A 19,532-nucleotide genomic window follows, 5' to 3' on the forward strand; every position below is an offset into this window, starting at 1 on the left:
TTAGTGGGAGAGACTTTTCGGTTATCTACGACTGTGGTTCAGTCTGATTGCACTCGGACTAGTGCTTCTCCGGCGGAGTGATGTACTGAGTGTTGAGCTTGGTGCCGGAGACGATCAGAATTACCGCGCCAAGGACAATCAGCCAGTAGGCCATGAATGCGATGCCGTAGCCCATGAGGAGGATGCCCATGGTCATCACGAACGGCCAAATCGAGCTAGCGGAGAAGAAACCGAGGGTACCTGCACCGTCGGCAATCTCTGCCTCTTCGAAGTCGGCCGGGGTGATGTCGGAGCGGCGCTCAGTGAAGTGGAAGTATCCACCGAGCATCAGAGTCATCAGAGCTGCGAGGACCAGGCCGGTTGCGCCAGCCCACTCGAGGCGACCCTGGCTTTCGTTGATGACGTTACCGGTGTCCTGGAGGTACTGAGTGCCGAAGATGTAGACGACAGCCATGAACCCCAGGAACACGGTAAGTCCGTAGAAGAGCTTTGCTGCAGACTTCATTTGAGAACTTCCTTTAAGTAAGAATCTTGCTGGGTTTACTTGGCGGTCGCGTTCAGGTCAATGGTGTTAGCACCACGATCACCCATGTCGCGGGTGTCGACACGACCGGAGTTGAACGGCGAAGTGGAGACTGCGAATGCCGGCTCACCGATGTGCTTCAGAGCATCAGCGTTAGTAGCTTCTGGGTTCTCCTGGCGGAACTTGATGTACTCGGTGAATGCCTCACGGGAGACAGCACGAATCTCGAAGTTCATCATTGCGTGGTAGGTACCACACATCTCGGCACAACGGCCAACGAATGCGTTCTTGACCTTGTCGCTCGGGTTGTCCTCTGGTCGGTTGGCAATCTTGTCCGAGTCAATCTTTTCGATCTGGAAGACACGGTTGGACTTGTTAGCCTCCGGGTGCGGGAACACGTCGCGCTTGAAGAGGAACTCCGGAACCCAGAAGGAGTGAATCACGTCAGCGGACGCGAGGTCGAACTGGATTGCAGTGTCTTCCGGAACAACGAGGACCGGAACCTCTTCGGTGGTACCGAGGGTCTCAATCTCGTCGTAGTGCAGGTAGTCGAGGCTCTCCTTGGAGCGTCCGTGAACCGGGTGCTCCTTCTGCTTTGCGCGATCCTCAGCGGACGGAACCTCGTGGCCGCCCTCGGTGAAGAACTGCTCATCAGCCGGCTTCTCAATACGGCCGTTGTATTCCTCGCCGCCCATCAGGTCAGCGGAAATGTTGGCGTAACCGAACTTCCAGTTCCACTGGAAACCGGTGACGTCGACGGTAACTTCCGGATCCTTATCCAGGGCAGTGACCTTGTCCTGAGTCTGAACCGTGAAGAAGAACAGAGTCATCACGATCAGAATCGGGAGAATGGTCAGAGACAACTCAACCGGAACGTTGTATGCAGTCTGGCGCGGGAACTCGCCCTTGCCCTTCTTTTCAGCCTTCTTAGCTGTGAAGTTTGCCATCGAGTAAAGGGTAACGCCCCAAACGATGATGCCGATAATCCAAGCTGCAACCCAGGTCCAAACCCAGAAGTTACCCATGGACTGTGCTTCCGGGGTCACACCTTCCGGCCAACCAAAGCGGAGCAGCTTGAAGAAGCCGTTCTCCGGAGGATTAACATCGCAGCCGGCAAGCAAGGCTGCGCTACCGGTGGCAACGCCGAGGACGCCGAGCTTACGGGCGACTCCGAACTTTCTACGCTGATTCACGTGTGTCTGCCTTCCTGATCCACACAATTTTCGATAACCGATTAAGGTTTCGTCCTACCCAAGCAGAGTAGTCGATTCTTAAGCTTTCTCCACAATAAATATGGCTGTGGGGTGCCTTTGAGTATATCTGCCCTAATAAAATACTGAGAAAGACCCGCCTATCGGGGGTGGCATTCTCACCAGTTACACCCTGTTGACGCTCCTAAGTCTATGAATTTTTTAGTGTTTGTGCCACGCGCTGACGCACACACCGTCCCGCGCAACCTTGCCCCGAGCCCTAGACACGGCAAACTCAGACATTCTCGCTTTTCCCCAAAAGGCATTAAAGTAGGTGCAGCATTTCTATGTGGCGCCAATCTGGGGTTCAACCCAGCTACTCAGCCACGCGGCGGTCCTTCACGGCCACCGGTTAAGGCGACAACCAGTCGCGCTGAGCCGCTAGCTACGGAGCCGTCGAAAATCCATTAAGTGACACTAAGCGAAAGGTGCGCGCACGAAGCATGTGTGGTCTTCTCGGAATCCTGGCTGCAAATTCTGACGCAGCGGAGCTCGTTCCCGTTGTCGAAAGGGCCCTGCCCTGCATGCGGCACCGCGGCCCTGACGATGCAGGCACGTGGCACGATGAGGACGCAGTTTTCGGCTTCAACCGCCTATCCATTATTGATATTGCCCACAGCCACCAACCGCTGCAGTGGGGACCAGAGAATCAGCCGAATCGTTACTCCATGACCTTCAACGGCGAAATCTACAATTTCGTCGAACTTCGCGAGCAGCTGGAGAAGAAAGGCTATGCCTTTAATACCTCCGGCGATGGTGAACCTATCGTCGTTGGGTTCCACCACTGGGGAGCGGACGTCGTAAAGCACTTGCGCGGCATGTTCGGCATTGCCATTTGGGACAGCGTCGAGCGCAAGCTTTTCCTGGCGCGCGATCCGTTCGGCATTAAGCCGCTCTACTACGCCACCACAGAGCGTGGCACAATTTTCGGTTCTGAGAAGAAGTCCCTGCTCGAAGCTGCGCCGGAGATGGGCATCGATGCGAAGAAGCTGAATAAGCGCGCACTGGAGCACTACGTCGATCTGCAGTACGTTCCGGAGCCGGAGTCGCTGCACACTGACATTGTTCGTCTGGAGTCGGGTTGCACTGCCATCGTTACGCCTGGTGGCGAAGTTAAGCAGACCCGCTACTTCAAGCCGAATTTCCCGATTCAGCCAGTGGCTAAGGGCGCTGAACAGGATGTTTTTGACCGCATTGCCCGTGCGCTGGAGGACAGCGTCGAGAAGCATATGCGTGCCGACGTCACGGTGGGCTCGTTCCTGTCGGGCGGTATCGACTCCACTGCGATTGCAACTTTGGCTAAGCGCCACAACCCGAACCTGCTGACGTTTACCACTGGCTTCGAGCGCGAGGGCTTCTCCGAGGTCGATGTGGCTGCCGAGTCCGCCGCCGCCATTGGCGTCGAGCACATTGTGAAGGTCGTCTCGCCGGAGGAGTTCGCCGGGGCGATTCCGAAGATTATGTGGTACCTCGATGACCCGGTAGCTGACCCTGCACTGGTGCCGCTGTACTTCGTGGCCGCAGAGGCTCGTAAGCACGTTAAGGTCGTACTGTCCGGTGAGGGCGCAGACGAGCTCTTTGGTGGTTACACCATTTATAAGGAGCCGCTGTCGCTGAAGCCGTTCGACAAGGTTCCATCTCCCCTGCTGCGCGGTCTGGCTAAGGTCGGCGAAGCTCTGCCAGAGGGCATGCGCGGCAAGTCGCTCCTGCAGCGAGGCACTACTCCGCTGGAACAGCGCTACTACGGCAATGCTCGTTCCTTTAACTTTGAGCAGCTGCAGGAAGTGCTGCCGTGGGCCAAGAAGGAATGGGACCACAGCGATGTCACTGCGCCGATTTACGCGCAGTCTGAAGGCTGGGACCCGGTGACTCGGATGCAGCACTTGGATCTGTTCACCTGGTTGCGTGGCGACATTCTGGTCAAGGCGGACAAGATCACCATGGCTAACTCCCTGGAGCTGCGCGTGCCGTTCCTCGACCGTGTGGTCTTCGACGTTGCACAGACGCTGCCGGTGGACATGCGTGTTTCTCACGGCACCACCAAGTACGCACTGCGTCGCGCCATGGAGCAGATTGTTCCGGAGCACGTGCTCAACCGCCGCAAACTGGGCTTCCCGGTGCCGATTCGCCACTGGCTGGCAGGCGACGAACTGCACGGCTGGGCCGAGGACATCATCCGCGAGTCCCAGACCGATGAGTTCATTAATAAGGACGCCGTGCTCAAGATGCTCGCCGAGCACCACCCAACCGAGCGCGACCACTCCCGCCGCCTCTGGACCATCCTTGCTTTCATGGTCTGGCACGGCATCTTCATCGAAGACCGCATTACTCCGGACATCGAGCAGCGCGACTACCCCGTCGAGCTCTAGCTCGCTTTACGACGGTCCCCGCGCCTCAACCCCATCCTGCCCCGGCAGGCTGCCACCATAGCTGGGGCAACCAATAGAAAAGGCTCGGACCTCACTCAGTTAACAAGAGTGAGGTCCGAGCCTTTTACTATCCGACGCTTTTCACAGCGTCTGCTGACAGCTCTGCTCAGCTAATGACTTAGTTGAAGGAGTCACCGCAAGCGCAGGAGCCAGTGGCATTCGGGTTATCGATGGTGAAGCCCTGCTGTTCAATGGTGTCAGCGAAGTCGATGGTGGCACCGGACAGGTACGGAACCGACTGGCGATCAACGACCAGCTTGACGCCACCGAAAACTTCGGCGACATCGCCGTCGAGGCTGCGGTCATCGAAGTAGAGCTGGTAGCGCAGGCCGGCACAGCCGCCCGGAGCCACGGAAATACGCAGTGCCAGGTCGGTGGCACCTTCTTGGTCCAGAAGTGCCTTTGCCTTGGCAGCCGCAGCTTCGGTCAGGGTAACGCCAGTGCTCTGAGCAGTAGTCATAGCGCGTGTCCTCCTTGTTGAAGTGTTTAAGTATGCGAGTCGACCCCAAGGTCGGCTACGTCATTATTTATCACAACCTTACCGACCAGTCTTTAATTCCCAATTCTGGGTTCTCTTTTTCTTTCTCTTTTTCGGAAGTCTCTTTTTGCCGCCACATCGCAACCACACCACGGCTTCCCACGCCACAAGCGCACTCTTCCCGCCTGCCCCTGCGGCGGTCATCCCCAAAACCTCGCCCTTGCCCCGTCCCTGCCCCTCAACCTGCAACCTAATTAGGGAAGCACCTTGAAGACCTTATAATCTGGGGTCGTGAATCTACCGTGGAAAAAGAATGACAAAAAGTCCAAGGCAGCTGAGGCAGCTAACGCTGACGCAACCAACGCCGGAGACGTAGCCACCGACGCGACCGCATCCAGCGGGGCCAAGGGCACCGCTTCGGAGTCTCAGCAGCCCGAGAAGAAGCACAGCGGTGCTTTTACTCCCAAGAAGGGGCGCCCCACTCCGAAGCGCAACGAGGTTGAGCGCGAACGCGGCATCCGCCGTGGCCCGGTCGAGGCGCCGCTGACCGCTAAGGAAGCTCGCCAGCGCCGCAAGGAGCTCAAGGCTTCCATGTCCAAGGAAGAGCTCAAGGCCGCCAAGGCACGCGAGCGAGCAGAGCGACGTGAGCAGCGTCGCATTGCCGACGAGCGCATGGCCGCCGGCGATCCGCGCTACATGCTGCCACGCGACCAGGGCGCTGAGCGCAAGTTTGTCCGCGACTGGGTTGATTCCCGTCGCTTCCTCGCTAACGTGTTCCTCCCGTTCGCGCTGATTCTGCTGCTGATTATGATGATTGGCACTTCCCTGCCGAAGCTGGCCAACATCGCATCTCTCATCGCGATGGTTCTCATCATCGCCCTGATTATCGAGGGCATTTACATCGGCCGCCGTGCCATCAAGTTGACGCGTGAGCGCTTCCCGAAGACCACCGAAGGGGCCTGGGGACTGGGCTTCTACGCTTACTCCCGCGCTTCTCAGCCGCGTCGTCTGCGTACTCCGCGTCCGCAGGTCAACATCGGCGACGAAATCAAGTAGCCTCATCTGCCATGCGCACTTTGGTTCTCGGTGGCGCCCGCTCAGGCAAGTCCTCATGGGCTGAGCACGAGCTGCTGGCCACCGCCGCAGCCTCAACCGGCGGTGCCTCAGATGCTGCAGCCTCAACGGTGTTGCATTACATCGCAACAGCACGGCCCTGGCCCGGTGATAGCGATTTTCACTCCAGGGTCGAGGAGCACCGCATTCGTCGTCAAGCACAGGCAAAAGAGCACGGAGTGGCCTGGCACACGGTTGATGACGTCGATGCGGTGGAAGCTCTCGCGTCGCCGGAGCGGCGCATGCTGCTGGACGATGTCGGCACCTGGCTGACGCACATCATCGACGCGCAGGGGCTGTGGGAGGCGCCGAGGGGCAGCGTCGCGCCGTGGACGCACTCGCTTGTCGACGCCGTGCGCAACTTCCCCGCAGATTCCGACCTGTTCATTGTGTCGCCCGAAGTGGGCTTCGGTGTCATTCCCGAACACCGCTCAGGGCGGCTTTTCCGTGATGAAATTGGCCTTCTCAACCAACAGCTCGCAGCTGTCTGTGATCGTGTTGTCCTAGTTGTGGCTGGCTGCCCCATGGAAGTCAAGGCGGCGAACTAGATTCACTCCACGCCGCTTCCCCTATGACGGTCTGCCTAGCAATGCGAATAACTGTGCACCAATGGTCGGTAGACAAATCGTTTTCGGGTAGCGTTTGAGAGTATGAACGCGGATTATTTTGGACCGGTAGCACGCCCTGACGAAGAGACTGAACAGGCCGCCCGCGCGCGCCATGAGCAGTTGACTAAACCCGCAGGCTCACTTGGCCGGTTGGAAGAACTCGGCATTTGGATTTCGGCGTGTCAGGGAGAATGCCCTCCGCGTGACCTGGACGATTGTCGTGTTTATGTCTTCGCTGGTGACCACGGTGTTGCCCAGGGCGGGGTGTCCGCGTACCCGTCCGAGGTGTCTATTCAGATGCTTGCCAATATCGAGGCAAAGGGTGCCGGCGTGAACGCTATCGCTGACATCGCGGGAGCCACTGTTACCGGTGTGGACATTTCCCTCGACCACGATGCCGAAGGGCCATACCGTATCCGTCGCAGCTGTGGTTCTATCGACCGCGAGGATGCGATGAGCGAGGAGGAGGTCGATAAGGCCATCCGCACGGGCATCGCGATTGCCGACGCCGCCGTTGATGAAGGCGCTGACCTGCTCATTGCCGGCGACCTGGGCATCGGAAACACCACTCCAGCCGCGGCGCTGATTGGTGCCGTGACAAACTCCGAACCGGTGGTCGTCGTCGGCCGAGGCACTGGCATTGATGACGAGGGGTGGAAGCTCAAGGTCGCTGCCGTACGCGATACCATGTTCCGCGTGCGTCGCCTGCGCAATGACCCGGTTGAGGTGCTCCGTCGTATTTCCTCGCCGGATATGACCGTGATGGCCGCGTTCTTGGCGCAAGCAGCGGTTCGTCGCACTCCTGTGATTTTGGACGGAGTGGTTGTCACATCCGCTGCTCTGCTGGCTGACCAGCTCGCTCCGGGCGCCCGCGATTGGTGGGTCGCCGGCCACAAGTCGGCAGAGCCCGCGCACGCGCTTGCCCTTCGACACCTGGATAAGGAACCACTTCTCGAATACGGGATGCGTCTTGGCGAAGGCTCCGGCGCCGTCGCTGCCCTACCGCTGGTCAAGTCCGGCGTATCGGTCCTGCGCAACATGGCTACTTTCGCCGACGCAGGCGTAAGCACCAAGGACTAATCGACTTGTCCGACAAAGCCGGCCCGTCTCGCCAGGACAACCTCGACGGCGATCCCTCTGCTCACGGCAATGCCGTCGCTGAGGCCATCACCACTGCCCTGTCCTGGCTCACCATCCTGCCCTTCAAAGGCGCGAGCGTGTTCGACCGCATCACCGGCCGTCGCGCCATCGCCGCACTGCCAGTAGCTGGGCTCGTTCCTGCCGCGGGTGCAGTTCTCATCACGGCGGCGCTGTTCGCAACGTCGTCGTCACGCACGCCCACGCTTTACGACGTCACCCCGATCCTCGGCGGCACCCTGATTATGGTGGCGGCACAGATGTTGACCCGCGCGATGCACCTGGATGGGCTGGCGGATGTGGCGGATGCCCTCGGCTCGTATAAGCCGCCGGAGGGGGCGCGGGAGGTGCTGCGCGATCCGAGCACCGGCCCAATGGGCGTGGGCTCCATCGTGCTGACGATGTTGACGACGACGACTGCTTTTGCCGTGATTGTGGCTAGTGTGCTGTCGCAGTGGTCTGCTGGTCAGATGTGGCCTGGTGTGGTTGCGCTGTGCTTGCCTTTTGTAGCCTCTCGCGCGGCAGCAACGACTGCCTGCTGGCGCGGCTTTCCGCCTTTTTCGAACAGCGGCTTCGGCTCTCTGACTGCCGGTACTCAGTCCACAGTCACGGTGACCTGCTGGTGGATACTGCTGCTCGCTGTGTCGGGCTGGGTGGTTGGGCTCGTGGGCGTAGTCGCTTGTGCACTGAGCTTTGGCGTTACACTGCTGCTGACGCGGCATTGCGTGAAGAGGTTTGGCGGAGTCAACGGCGACGTGTTTGGTGCGGTCATTGAGATAACGTGCGCTGTCTGTGCCGTGGCACTTGCCATAGGGTTCTAGCAGGGAAAATGCGCGCATTGCCCCCGTTGGGGTTTTCTTTAAAAAGAACTATTGACGGTCGCTTTGACGCGGACGTATTCTGAGGGCACACCGCCGGGAAGGCGGAGTACAGGAGGCTCGTTTCGGGGCTCGCCCAAATTATTTTGCGCCGACCGTTTGCCGGGGCGCCAAGAACGAGCACACCTTCTAGCCTCCCAGCTAATTAAAAAAGCGCGTCCCGCCGCAGCGATGCACGGGACGCGCTTTTCTTTGTTGGGGTGACACTCCCGGGGTTTAGGTTCAGTGGGGTTTGGGTTCAGTGGGGGCTAGTGACTGCGGTTATGTTAGCGACAGCGGGCCAATGCGAGTTACTGACTGCGTTTATGTCAAAAATGGTCCGAAAAATGGCTTGAAAGTGTCATAAACTCACACAGTTTCACATCTGCAGCCCATAATTCTTGGAGTTGTCAGTTCTTGCGGCTAAGTAGCAAAAAATGTGCCCGCCAGCGATACGCCAAGCGGACACAATTTTGCTGCCTTCCCCACCCTGCCCCCCCCCTGCTCAGGAACTTCCTGATCTTACGGTTTGTCTACTCCTTGCGCTTCTTGTTCTGGTAGACGATTGCGCCGGCAATGCCGATAAACACGGCGACCACTGCTACAACGGTGCCAATGACCAACGGGCTCATGCCCTCATCTTCCATGTCCGACGAGGATGCGGATGCCTGAGAATCCGTATCCGAGGAGTCAGATTCATTCGACGCATCTTCTGACGAGTCCTTTGACGTTTCCTGTTCCGACTCTCCCTTGGCCAGAATCGGCTTATCGGATGGAGTCGGGCCGTTCTTGTCAGTCGGTCGCCAGTCAGGCCCCTTAGTTGGCTTGTTGTCCAGGAGGAATGCGAGCTGGAACGGCTGATCGATGCCACTGACCTCTTCATCCGGGCGATAGTTAGCCATTCGGACAGTCGCGTAGTAGTAGCCGGCGTTGGCTACAGGTCGTCCTCCAACATTAGATTCTCGGTTGTTGTATTCGACCGGACGATCTGTTGACAAGTTCAGGTCCTCGGAATCCTGATAAAAGTGCATTGTTCCATCCGCAACGGAAACCTCGAACGGATTCAGCAGGGCAACTCCCATGGAATCGGCATTATCGCGCTCCGAATTTCCAGTGCGGGCAGCAATCACTGGTCGCTGACCCCACTCGACAGGGATCTTGTAGAACTTCTGTTCACCGGGCACGATTGTGTCAGAGATGGTATCCCCAGATTTAACTTCCGGCGCTTGGGCTGCGTTATTGCCACCGTTTACGGGCTTGGCCTCTCCAAAAGTGGCCTTTTTGTAGGCTTTGTCGCCGGTCGAAGAAGACCGCCCCTCATTTAGCTTGCCAGCATCCTGCTTCTTCAGGACTGGCTCAAACTGGACGCTAACCTCGACCTTCACCGGTTCATCACGATAGTCCGCTACTGAATCACCGTCATAGACCCACACGTTATTTGCGACGAGCCACTTGGTTTGATCGCAACTGGATTCGATGCGGTCACTATCCCATGCAAGAATGCTTGCATCAGCCGAAGTTGGAGTCCACGAATCGGCACTAGCTTCGGCGCCAGTCAGCGACCCCATACGACCGTCGTCCTGGCATTTTCCGCCAGTTTCATTGATGATTTCGTCAACTTCAGTTCGGACATCCTGCTGGCCTTTACCCTCAGCATCGATATTCGCTAACACCTTTGAGGTAACAATCGCGTTGTGTCCCTTCGGCACTGCGATTCGGTAGTAGAGCGGGGTGCGATCGTGCTGGGCAACCTCTGGCACCAGCGTCGTCTGGTACTTGCCCTCGCCGAGCCATTTCGCGCCTTCCTTAGTCTCGGAGAACTCGAAAGGAGTACCCGTGGTTTCGTAGCCCTGCACTGACCGCTGAGTCAAGAACTTCATGTGGTCTGCAAGCTGGGTAGCATCGTCCGCAGTCATGCTCTGTCCACCGGATACCTGCGCAACACACTCCAGCTCAGCGCGAGCTTCTTCATCGACCTTGAAGCCCACTGTGTGAATCGTCAGGCCAACACCCTGCCCTGCCAGTTCCTTCGCAACCTCACACACCGGTGGCGGCGCGCAGGTGTCGATACCGTCAGAGACCAAAATAATTGACCGCTCACCGTCTGGGCCAAGCTCATCAGCCGCCTTACGCAGTGCATTGCCGATCGGCGTGTAGCCCTGAGCTTCCAACCCGGCAATCCTGCTCTTCAGGCCTTCTTTGTCGACCTTTTGGACAGGCGACAGCACCTCGATGTCCTGGCAACCACGTTCGCGGTTGGATTCATCACTGGATTCGCGCTGGCCATAAACCAGCATGCCAAGCAGCGCATCATCCGGGAGGGAGTCAATCAGCTCCGTGGATGCGCGCTTTGCCGCATCGAGGCGGGTGCCTCCGGCGTCGTCGGCAAGCATCGAACCAGACAGATCCATGATTAGCTCTGCTTTTGCTTCGCCCGTACCCCCTTCGCCCGTAGGAGCGGGCTGTTCCACCCCGGACGGTGGCGGCGAATCTTGGGCTGCCGCCACCGGAGCCGGAATCGCACTAAACCCAATCGTCCACGCAGCCAACAACAGAGTGACGACGATGGTTACCCTTAGGCGCTTTGAACTACTTGACGAAAAACTATCTTTAAAAAAGTCTTGAACTACCACCATCACAGCGCCTCAAACTGTTTTCCCAACTACAAAAATCAATCGTGTTGGTAGTTTTTCACAGTGACCCCGGTCACGCTAGAGGTGTTTTTAACGGCTAAACAAATGCCGCCTGAACAATTCATGAACCATGAGAAAATCGCACAGCCGTTGGGGAGCCAGCAAAGCAAAAACGCAGCCCCTGAACAGCGAATACTGAACAGGGGCTGCGAAAGTACTAATTCTAGTAACCACTATTAAATTTTTCTTAGCCGACCTACGCCGAAACTAAGCCTCAACGAGCTTGTAAATCCAACCGTGGGTATCCTCAACCTCGCCGTGCTGGATACCGGTCAGGCGCTCGCGCAGCTTCATAGTCCACTCGCCCGTCTCGCCGCCGTTGACCTCAAACTCGCCCTCAGCGGACTTCACAAAACCGACCGGGGTGATGACTGCAGCGGTACCGCAGGCGAATGCCTCGCTCATAACACCGGAGGTGGCATCATTCTTCCATTCCTCGGTGGAAATGCGACGCTCCTCGACATTCATGCCCAGATCCTGAGCAGCCTGCAGCAGCGATGCCCGAGTAATGCCCGGCAGCAGCGAACCAGACAGCTCTGGAGTCACCAGCCGAACACCCGCGTCAGCATTCTCATCCGGGTAGATGAACGCCAGGTTCATGCCGCCCATCTCCTCGATGTACTTGCGCTCGACAGCGTCCAGCCACACAACCTGGTCGCAGCCCTTTTCCTCTGCCTGCTGCTGAGCCGCCAGCGAAGCTGCGTAGTTACCTGCGAACTTCGCAGCACCGGTACCGCCCGGCGCGGCACGCACGTACTCGTGGGAGATCCACACGGTCACCGGGTTAATACCACCGGAGAAGTACGCGCCAGCAGGTGAAGCGATGAGCAGGAAGGTGTAAGAGTTCGACGGGTGCACGCCCAGGGTGCTCTCGGTGGAGAACATGATTGGACGCAGGTACAGGGATTCTTCGCCACCAGCTGGCGGCACCCATGCTGCATCGGCTTCAACCAGCAGGCGGATTGCCTCGAGGAAGGTCTCCTCCGGCAGCTGCGGCATTGCAATGCGGTCAGCGGAGCGCTGGAAGCGACGAGCGTTCTGCTCCGGGCGGAAAGTAACAATGGAACCATCCGGCATGCGATACGCCTTCAGTCCCTCAAAAATCGACTGCCCGTAATGCAGGACCGAAGAAGACGGCTGCATTTCAATCGAACCGTATGCCTGCAGCTTGGCGCCATGCCAGCCTTTGTCTGCAGTCCAGTCAATTCGGACCATGTGGTCGGTGAAGTGCTTACCGAAACCAGGGTTGGCCAAAATCTCCTCGCGCTCGGCATCAGAGAGTGGATTCGGGTTACGTTCGATTGCAAATTCCAAAGCAGACATGTCTTTCATCCTAAACCGTCGAGGATCGAGTCGTATCAATACTCGCCCCCGAAAGACCGTGTTAGTCAGGGCAATGTCAGCGTCGCGGGCACTAGGCGCGGGTACATTCCAATAGTCGTGGCGCTGGCTCGTCAGTCCGCTGTCCAGGGGTGAAGGACACGAACCGGCAAATAGGGATACGGTGGTGTACCACATAGTACGACTACAAGGAGATGCAACTACATGTCAGTCCCCGCTAACAATGATTCGGCACAGCTCGGCGCCTCTCGCAACGCCGCTGTTTTGTCCAATTACCTGCCGGCTATCGGCACTCGCGTGGTCATCGCTGCCGACAACTCTCTGCCCGCGGACGCCGACGCGGTTCTCGTCGCGCTTATCGACGGCGAGGATGGCCTCGAGCTGGTCGCACCCGAGGCCATCGGTTCGGTTGCAGAGCAGCTGCTCGCCTCCTTTGAGGCAGTCTCCGCCAGCGCTAAGGCCGAGTCCGTGACCACCATCCCGGCTCCTGCTGGCCTGGATGTCGACAGTGTCACGGGCGTTGGCGTGGGTTCTGAGGACCTGGATGCCGAGGACATCCGCCGTGCCTGCGGCGCCGCTGCGCGCCGTATGACCAAGGCCAAGGTGGTCTTTAACACTCTCGGCGCCATCGATCCGCAGGCTGCAGCCGAGGGCTTTGCGCTGGGCGCTTACGCTTACTCCGGTCAGAAGAGCGACGAAGAAAGCAACGAGGCCACCCAGAAGGTGGTTGTGTTGGGCGCTGATGACGACGTCGTAAAGCGCGCTGCAGCGATTGTGGATGCCGTTGCCACCGCGCGTGACTTCGTCAATACAGCATCGTCGCACCTCTACCCCGAGACGTTTGCTGACGCTGCTGCAGCGCTAGGCCGTGACGCGGGGCTCGAGGTCGAGGTGCTTGACGACGACGCTCTGCGCGCCGGCGGTTTCGGAGGCCTCAATGCCGTGGGTGGTGGATCCTCGCGCGGGCCGCGCCTGGTGCGCCTGATTTGGAAGGGCGATGAGTCGGCAGAGAATTCGCTGGGCCTGGTCGGTAAGGGCATCACCTTTGATACTGGCGGTATTTCGCTGAAGCCGGGCGCCAGCATGGAGAACATGATCTCCGATATGGGCGGCGCTGCGGCTGTTATTGCCACAGTCGTCCTGGCTGCTCGCCTAGGCGTATCCACCCCAGTGACCGCAACTGTTCCAATGGCGGAGAACATGCCGGGTGGTAAGGCGTACCGTCCGGGCGATGTCATTACGCAGTACGGCGGTAAGACCATTGAGATTCTGAATACCGACGCTGAGGGCCGCCTCGTACTCGCAGACGCCATTGTCCGCGCCTGCGAAGACAAGCCGACTCACCTGATTGACACCGCTACCCTGACCGGTGCGCAGCTGGTCGCTCTTGGCGAGCGCACCCCGGGCGTCCTGGGTAACGACGAGTTCCGTGACCGTGTTGCAGAGCTGTCTCAGAGCATTGGTGAAAATGGTTGGGCAATGCCGATTCCAGTTGAGCTAGCAGAGGCGCTGAAGTCGCCGGTGGCTGACCTGCGGAATGTCACGAACTCTCGCTTTGGCGGTATGAGTGTTGCAGCTGCATACCTGCGCGAATTCGTTGGCGAGGATGTTGAATGGGTTCACATCGACGTTGCCGGTCCGGCCTTCAACACCACCGGGGAGTATGGTTATACCCCGAAGCGGGGCACTGGTGTTCCGGTTCGGACGATGTTCTCTGTGATTGAGGATTTGGCAACGAAGTAGCCGGTCATCCGACTGCGTCCCGCCCGGCTGGAATCATGGCTGGAATGAGCTATTCCAAGCACCAGTCGAAAGCGGGCGCAGCCCACGGGGCAAGCAGAGTTTTCAACCTGTAAGCTAATTTGTAATAACCGTCTTAAAACGAGATTTCTTAACTTTTCGAGGAGTGCACAAACATGGCGACCTCTATTGAGATGCCGGAGCTCGGTGAATCAGTTACCGAAGGCACCATTACCACCTGGCTGAAGAAGGTCGGCGACACCGTCGAGGTCGACGAACCGTTGCTCGAGGTTTCCACCGACAAGGTCGACACCGAAATTCCATCTCCGGTCGCCGGTGTTCTCACCGAGATTCTCTTTGAAGAAGACGACACCGTCGATGTTGGCGAGGTCATCGCAAAGGTCGGCGAGCCGGGCGAAGAGCCGGAAGGCGCTGACGATTCCGCTGAGGAGACCGAGGAAGAGGCTCCGAAGGAAGACGCTGAAGAGCCAAAGAAGGAAGCACCGAAGGCCGCCTCCGGTTCCGCTACTGACGTTGAGATGCCGGAGCTTGGCGAATCCGTCACCGAAGGCACCATCACCACCTGGCTGAAGAAGGTCGGCGACACCGTCGAGGTCGACGAACCGTTGCTCGAGGTTTCCACCGACAAGGTCGACACCGAAATTCCTTCCCCAGTCGCAGGCACCCTGCTCGAGGTCCTCTACGACGAAGACGACACCGTTGACGTCGGCGAAGTCATCGCTCGCGTTGGCGATGCAGACGCTGCTCCGGCTGCCAAGGAAGAGGCTGAAGAGGCATCTGCCGCAGTCGAGAAGGACGAGGAGCCAGTAAAGGCTAACGAGGAGACTGAGGAAGACTCCACTGACGTTGACGCTGGCGACGCTACTGACGTTGAGATGCCGGAGCTCGGCGAATCCGTCACCGAAGGCACCATCACCACCTGGCTGAAGAAGGTCGGCGACACCGTCGAGGTCGACGAACCGTTGCTCGAGGTTTCCACCGACAAGGTCGACACCGAAATTCCTTCCCCAGTCGCAGGCACCCTGCTCGAGGTCCTCTACGACGAAGACGACACCGTTGACGTCGGCGAGGTCATCGCTCGCGTTGGCAGTGGCCAGCCAAAGAAGGCTGCACCGAAGAAGGAAGCTCCAAAGGCTGAATCCAAGCCGGAGCCAAAGAAGGAAGCTCCAAAGGCAGAGTCCAAGCCGGAGCCAAAGAAGGAAGAGCCGAAGAAGGAGACTCCGAAGGCTGAGGCTCCGAAGGCTGAATCCAAGCCTTCCGCTAACAAGGACGTTCCTTACGTCACCCCGCTGGTCCGCAAGCTGGCTGACAAGCACGGCGTTGACCTGACTAAGGTCGAGGGCTCTGGAATCGGCGGCCGCATTCGTAAGCAGGATGTTCTGCGCGCTGCCGAGGGCGGCCAGGAGACTACTGCTGAGTCCGGCTCCAACTGGTCCACCAAGGGCGTTCGCCCTGAGCTCGCTGAGCTGCGCGGCACCACCCAGCGTGTCAACCGCATCCGCGAGATTACCGCTGCCAAGACCCTCGAGTCTCTGCAGACTTCCGCACAGCTGACCCAGGTCCACGAGGCCGATATGACTGCCATCTGGGATTTGCGCGCTACTAAGAAGGCTGAGTTCGAGAAGAAGCACGGCGCAAAGCTGACCTTCCTGCCATTCTTTGCAAAGGCAATCGTTGAGGCTCTGGTCAGCCACCCGAACGTCAACGCTTCCTGGAACGAAGAGACCAAGGAGATTACCTACCACGAGCAGGTCAACCTGGGTATCGCTGTCGATACCGAGCGTGGTTTGCTCTCCCCGGTCATCCACAACGCTCAGGATATGTCCCTGCCGGAGCTGGCTGCTGCTATTGCGGACATCGCAGACCGCGCTCGCAACAACAAGCTGACCCCGAACGACCTGTCCGGCGGCACCTTCACCATTACCAACATCGGCTCCGAGGGCGCTCTGACCGACACTCCGATTCTGGTTCCGCCGCAGGCCGCAATGGTCGGCACCGGCGCGATTAAGAAGCGCGCAGTAGTCGTCACCGAGAATGAGGCAGATGCCATTGGTATTCGCGCCATGGTCTTCCTGCCAATTACCTACGATCACCGCCTGATCGACGGCGCTGATGCAGGTCGCTTCATGACGACCGTTGTTGATCGCCTCGAGGTTGCTAACTTCGAATCGGATTTGCAGCTCTAAGCAGCTTGCTCCCGTCCTGGGGTAGTAGCGCCGCGGGAAGCTAGCTGGCTTGCTAGCAGGAGGTTCTACCTCTTCCCTGCCCGCGTTAGTCGCACTTTGCGGCTGACGCGGGTATTTCTTTTGCCGCATTCGTCCCGCAGTTGAACCTAATCAGCGATTCCTTCAAATGCGCAGGCCCCCTATTCTTGGCTAGTGCTCAGATTTCACGTAGCCACACATAGCTAGCAAAGGCTCCATCGGCACAAAGAATTAACGTGCTGTTATTGCGCCGTTAAGCCATTAGCAGACAGCGGGAGGGTCGAACCGAAAGCAAAGCTGCAAGTAGCAAATGCGCATACTTTTTGTCCTGCCGAAATGCGAGAACACCACACACCCCCGCACACAGTTCCGGCTATCGCTTTCAGCTACACCGACGAGAGCTGAAGATAGCGATAATTAAATTCATTATTTGTTAACCTCGCCGTCACCTAGTTAGCAATTAGCCTTTACCAATCTAAGAAATCATTAGACAGCAGGCTTCTTTGGCGTGCCTATTTTTGCTCTCTGTACGTAACTTAGAAAGGTGGAGCATGTCCTCGGCTCCAGCGAATACTAGTTCGTCGACCGGGACCACATCATCTGAGCAATCGAGCTCCTCAGATAAGTGGTGGCACCTCTTCTTCGGCGGGCTTCTCGCAATCAACATCGTAATTTTTGTCTTCTGGGCTTATGACTTTGTGGGCCCGCAGGCAAATACGGCAATCCTTCTGATTACCATCGCGTTCGCCGTCTTCATGGCGTTCAACATCGGCGGTAACGACGTTGCTAACTCCTTCGGTACTTCAGTCGGTGCCGGCACCCTGAGCATGAAGCAGGCGCTTGTTGTCGCTTCAGTCTTTGAGGTTTCGGGCGCCGTCCTCGCTGGTGGCGAGGTTACTGACACCGTCCGTTCCGGCATTGTGGACCTGAACGCAATCCACGGTTTGGACCCGATGGAGTTCGCCTTCATCATGATGTCCGCGCTTCTCGGCGCGGCAGTGTGGCTCCTCGTTGCCACCCGCATGGGTTGGCCAGTCTCCACTACCCACTCCATCGTCGGCGGTATCGTCGGTGCCGCACTGACGGTCGGTTTCATCACCGGCAAGGGTGGCTGGAGCATGGTCCAGTGGAATCAGATTGGTCAGATCGCCGTTTCCTGGGTCCTCTCTCCGCTCCTCGGCGGTTTGGTCGCGTTCCTCCTGTTCGGCGGCATTAAGAACTCGATTCTCGTCTACAACGACAAGGCTTCCAAGCAGCTGCAGGCCATCCACCAGGAAAAGGCGGACCTCAAGGCGCAGCACCGCGACGACTTCGAAAAGCTCCCTGAGCACGATCAGATCTCGTACACCAACGCGATGCTTCGCGACGCGACGACGATGCGTGACAACGACTGGACTCCGGATGACCTGGAGTCTGAGTACTTCCGCAAGCTCGTCCACATCGAATCCAAGGTTGATGATGTCCGCGCTCACCGTGCGCTGGAAGCTTGGGTTCCGGGTCTAGCAGCCCTGGGCTCTATCGTCATCTCCGCGATGATGCTGTTCAAGGGTCTGAAGAACCTTCACCTAGGGCTTTCCAGCCTGGACAACTTTCTGATTATGGGCATGATCGCCACCGCAGTGTGGCTTGCCGTTTACATCTTCGCGCGTACTTTGAAGCGTCAGGATTTGGATCGTTCCACCTTCCTGCTGTTCAGCTGGATGCAGGTCTTCACCGCTGCTGCGTTCGCTTTCTCCCACGGCTCGAACGACATCGCTAACGCGCTTGGCCCGTTCGTGGCAATTCTGGATGTTCTCCGTACCAACGAGATCTCTTCCGAGTCTGGTGTTCCGCTGGCAGTCATGACCACCATGGGTGTCGCTCTCATCTCCGGTCTGTGGTTTATCGGCCGCTTCGTTATCAAGACCGTCGGTTCCGGCCTGACTGAGATCCACCCAGCATCGGGTTTTGCCGCAGAGCTTTCCGCTGCTGTGGTCGTTATGATTGCTTCCCTGCTGGGTCTGCCGGTTTCTTCCACCCACATTCTGATTGGTGCCGTTCTCGGTGTCGGTATCGTTAACCGTGCCGCTAACTGGAACCTGATGAAGCCGATTGGTTTGGCCTGGGTTATTACCCTTCCGGCCGCTGCAGGTATCTCGGCAATTACCGTTTCCATCCTCCGCGTCGTCTTCGGCTAAGCCCACAAAAGCACGCCACTTTTACCCCGGCGGTCACTTTCTAGTGACCACCGGGGTATTTTTACGTCTGGTGCTATCCAAGTAAGTCTGGCGCTATCCAAGTAACAAGGATTCTGAGGCTCACAGAATTTCGGCGTATCCTATAGGCCACCATGACTGCCCCAAGAAAACCTTTTACTCGCGCAGATAAATCCATTCGGGAATCAAGCTCCGACATCGAGATTCAACATCTCGGCCTTGTCGACTACGAAGAGACCTGGCACCTACAGGCAGACCTTGCTGCCAAGCGTGCGAAAGACCTAATTCCAGATCAGGTTCTCGTGCTTGAGCACCCGAGTCTTTACACAGCAGGAAAGCGCACCCAGCCGGAGGACCGTCCTACCAATGGGTTGCCGGTCGTCGATGTCGACCGCGGTGGCCGCATCACCTGGCACGGCCCGGGCCAGCTTGTGATGTATCCCATCATCAAGCTCGCTCAGCCGGTCGATGTGGTGGACTACGTCCGCAGACTGGAAGAAGCCCTCATTCAAACCGTTCGCCGAGCTGGCATCGCGGCTGCTGGCCGCATCGATGGCCGCTCGGGGGTATGGGTTCCCGCATCAAACGGACTGAGCGACCGAAAGATTGCGGCACTGGGAATCCGCGTGACCCATGGTGTAACCATGCACGGACTCAGTCTGAACTGCGACAACTCTATGGAGTTCTACAACTACATCATCCCGTGTGGCATCTCCGATGCTGGAGTGACCACCCTATCCCGGGAGCTTGACCGAGATGTTAGCGTGTCAGAGATGACAGAGCCGCTTCTGGCAGATTTGCAAGATGCTTTGGAAGGCCGTTTGACCGTTGCCGACCATTCCTTCGGCTCCGCGCCCGACCCCACGAAGGACCTGCCACACCGGGTGAAGCACAACTCCACCACCGGCATATTCGAGTACTCATCAACAAAAGAGTAGGATGA

Annotated in this window: 14 protein-coding genes; 9 read left to right on the forward strand and 5 right to left on the reverse strand. The window is 58.2% G+C overall.

Translation table 11 applies throughout. The features are described from left to right. Positions 1–58: 58 nt before the first annotated feature. Both HMPREF2751_RS05280 and HMPREF2751_RS05285 read right to left on the reverse strand, forming a co-directional pair. Positions 59–505 (reverse strand): aa3-type cytochrome oxidase subunit IV, encoded by a 447-nt coding sequence (locus HMPREF2751_RS05280; protein WP_016423031.1) that lies wholly within the window; start codon positions 503–505, stop codon positions 59–61. Positions 506–540: 35 nt separating this feature from the next. Beyond that, entirely contained in the window at positions 541–1,716 is a 1,176-nt protein-coding gene (locus tag HMPREF2751_RS05285) for an aa3-type cytochrome oxidase subunit II (protein ID WP_049190506.1), read from the reverse strand. Positions 1,717–2,216: 500 nt separating this feature from the next. On the opposite strand from HMPREF2751_RS05285, the gene asnB reads away from it, so the two are divergent. Further along, a complete protein-coding gene (gene asnB, locus HMPREF2751_RS05290; RefSeq protein ID WP_049192931.1) occupies positions 2,217–4,142 on the forward strand; it encodes an asparagine synthase (glutamine-hydrolyzing) in 1,926 nt (641 codons plus the stop codon). A 178-nt stretch (positions 4,143–4,320) separates the two neighbouring features. On the opposite strand, the gene HMPREF2751_RS05295 is transcribed toward asnB, so the two are convergent. After that, a complete protein-coding gene (locus HMPREF2751_RS05295; protein ID WP_005512007.1) occupies positions 4,321–4,662 on the reverse strand; it encodes a HesB/IscA family protein in 342 nt (113 codons plus the stop codon). A gap of 309 nt (positions 4,663–4,971) precedes the next feature. On the opposite strand from HMPREF2751_RS05295, the gene HMPREF2751_RS05300 reads away from it, so the two are divergent. The 4 genes from HMPREF2751_RS05300 (at position 4,972) to HMPREF2751_RS05315 (ending at position 8,359) form a co-directional block, all read left to right on the forward strand. Then, a complete protein-coding gene (locus HMPREF2751_RS05300; protein WP_016423034.1) occupies positions 4,972–5,736 on the forward strand; it encodes a DUF3043 domain-containing protein in 765 nt (254 codons plus the stop codon). A gap of 11 nt (positions 5,737–5,747) precedes the next feature. Then, the gene (locus HMPREF2751_RS05305; RefSeq protein ID WP_049190511.1) at positions 5,748–6,341 is read left to right on the forward strand and encodes a bifunctional adenosylcobinamide kinase/adenosylcobinamide-phosphate guanylyltransferase; all 594 of its coding nucleotides are present in this window, start codon (positions 5,748–5,750) and stop codon (positions 6,339–6,341) included. Positions 6,342–6,443: 102 nt separating this feature from the next. Then, positions 6,444–7,481, forward strand: a complete 1,038-nt coding sequence (cobT, locus tag HMPREF2751_RS05310) for a nicotinate-nucleotide--dimethylbenzimidazole phosphoribosyltransferase (RefSeq protein WP_070595624.1) — start codon at positions 6,444–6,446, stop codon at positions 7,479–7,481. Between the two features lie 5 nt (positions 7,482–7,486). Continuing rightward, a complete protein-coding gene (locus HMPREF2751_RS05315; protein WP_070549814.1) occupies positions 7,487–8,359 on the forward strand; it encodes an adenosylcobinamide-GDP ribazoletransferase in 873 nt (290 codons plus the stop codon). A 569-nt stretch (positions 8,360–8,928) separates the two neighbouring features. Here the strand turns inward: HMPREF2751_RS05315 and HMPREF2751_RS05320 are convergent. Beyond that, entirely contained in the window at positions 8,929–10,806 is a 1,878-nt protein-coding gene (locus tag HMPREF2751_RS05320) for a vWA domain-containing protein (protein WP_070566889.1), read from the reverse strand. Positions 10,807–11,295: 489 nt separating this feature from the next. Then, on the reverse strand, positions 11,296–12,411 hold the full coding sequence (locus tag HMPREF2751_RS05325) for a branched-chain amino acid aminotransferase (RefSeq protein WP_070595626.1): 1,116 nt from the start codon (positions 12,409–12,411) through the stop codon (positions 11,296–11,298). Between the two features lie 222 nt (positions 12,412–12,633). Here HMPREF2751_RS05325 and HMPREF2751_RS05330 point away from each other — a divergent pair, with 222 nt between their 5' ends. The 4 genes from HMPREF2751_RS05330 (at position 12,634) to lipB (ending at position 19,527) form a co-directional block, all read left to right on the forward strand. Then, entirely contained in the window at positions 12,634–14,172 is a 1,539-nt protein-coding gene (locus tag HMPREF2751_RS05330; protein WP_083304413.1) for a leucyl aminopeptidase, read from the forward strand. Positions 14,173–14,345: 173 nt separating this feature from the next. Then, positions 14,346–16,376: a 2-oxoglutarate dehydrogenase, E2 component, dihydrolipoamide succinyltransferase gene (sucB, locus tag HMPREF2751_RS05335; protein WP_070595627.1), complete on the forward strand. Its 2,031-nt coding sequence runs from the start codon at positions 14,346–14,348 to the stop codon at positions 16,374–16,376. Positions 16,377–16,945: 569 nt separating this feature from the next. Beyond that, positions 16,946–18,571: an inorganic phosphate transporter gene (locus HMPREF2751_RS05340; protein ID WP_070595628.1), complete on the forward strand. Its 1,626-nt coding sequence runs from the start codon at positions 16,946–16,948 to the stop codon at positions 18,569–18,571. A gap of 152 nt (positions 18,572–18,723) precedes the next feature. Continuing rightward, a complete protein-coding gene (gene lipB / locus HMPREF2751_RS05345) occupies positions 18,724–19,527 on the forward strand; it encodes a lipoyl(octanoyl) transferase LipB (protein WP_070595629.1) in 804 nt (267 codons plus the stop codon). The last annotated feature ends 5 nt before the right edge of the window (positions 19,528–19,532 follow it).

It is taken from the genome of Corynebacterium sp. HMSC063G05, assembly GCF_001810555.1.
GTDB lineage: Bacteria > Actinomycetota > Actinomycetes > Mycobacteriales > Mycobacteriaceae > Corynebacterium > Corynebacterium jeikeium_D.

Excerpts from the sequence above, each read along its gene's own strand:
- HMPREF2751_RS05295 (WP_005512007.1), bottom strand. The coding sequence starts at position 4,662 with ATGACTACTGCTCAGAGCACTGGCGTTACCCTGACCGAAGCTGCGGCT.
- HMPREF2751_RS05280 (WP_016423031.1), bottom strand. The coding sequence starts at position 505 with ATGAAGTCTGCAGCAAAGCTCTTCTACGGACTTACCGTGTTCCTGGGG.
- asnB (WP_049192931.1), top strand. The coding sequence starts at position 2,217 with ATGTGTGGTCTTCTCGGAATCCTGGCTGCAAATTCTGACGCAGCGGAG.
- cobT (WP_070595624.1), top strand. The coding sequence starts at position 6,444 with ATGAACGCGGATTATTTTGGACCGGTAGCACGCCCTGACGAAGAGACT.
- HMPREF2751_RS05325 (WP_070595626.1), bottom strand. The coding sequence starts at position 12,411 with ATGTCTGCTTTGGAATTTGCAATCGAACGTAACCCGAATCCACTCTCT.
- HMPREF2751_RS05305 (WP_049190511.1), top strand. The coding sequence starts at position 5,748 with ATGCGCACTTTGGTTCTCGGTGGCGCCCGCTCAGGCAAGTCCTCATGG.
- sucB (WP_070595627.1), top strand. The coding sequence starts at position 14,346 with ATGGCGACCTCTATTGAGATGCCGGAGCTCGGTGAATCAGTTACCGAA.
- HMPREF2751_RS05320 (WP_070566889.1), bottom strand. The coding sequence starts at position 10,806 with ATGGATCTGTCTGGTTCGATGCTTGCCGACGACGCCGGAGGCACCCGC.
- HMPREF2751_RS05340 (WP_070595628.1), top strand. The coding sequence starts at position 16,946 with ATGTCCTCGGCTCCAGCGAATACTAGTTCGTCGACCGGGACCACATCA.
- lipB (WP_070595629.1), top strand. The coding sequence starts at position 18,724 with ATGACTGCCCCAAGAAAACCTTTTACTCGCGCAGATAAATCCATTCGG.
- HMPREF2751_RS05330 (WP_083304413.1), top strand. The coding sequence starts at position 12,634 with ATGTCAGTCCCCGCTAACAATGATTCGGCACAGCTCGGCGCCTCTCGC.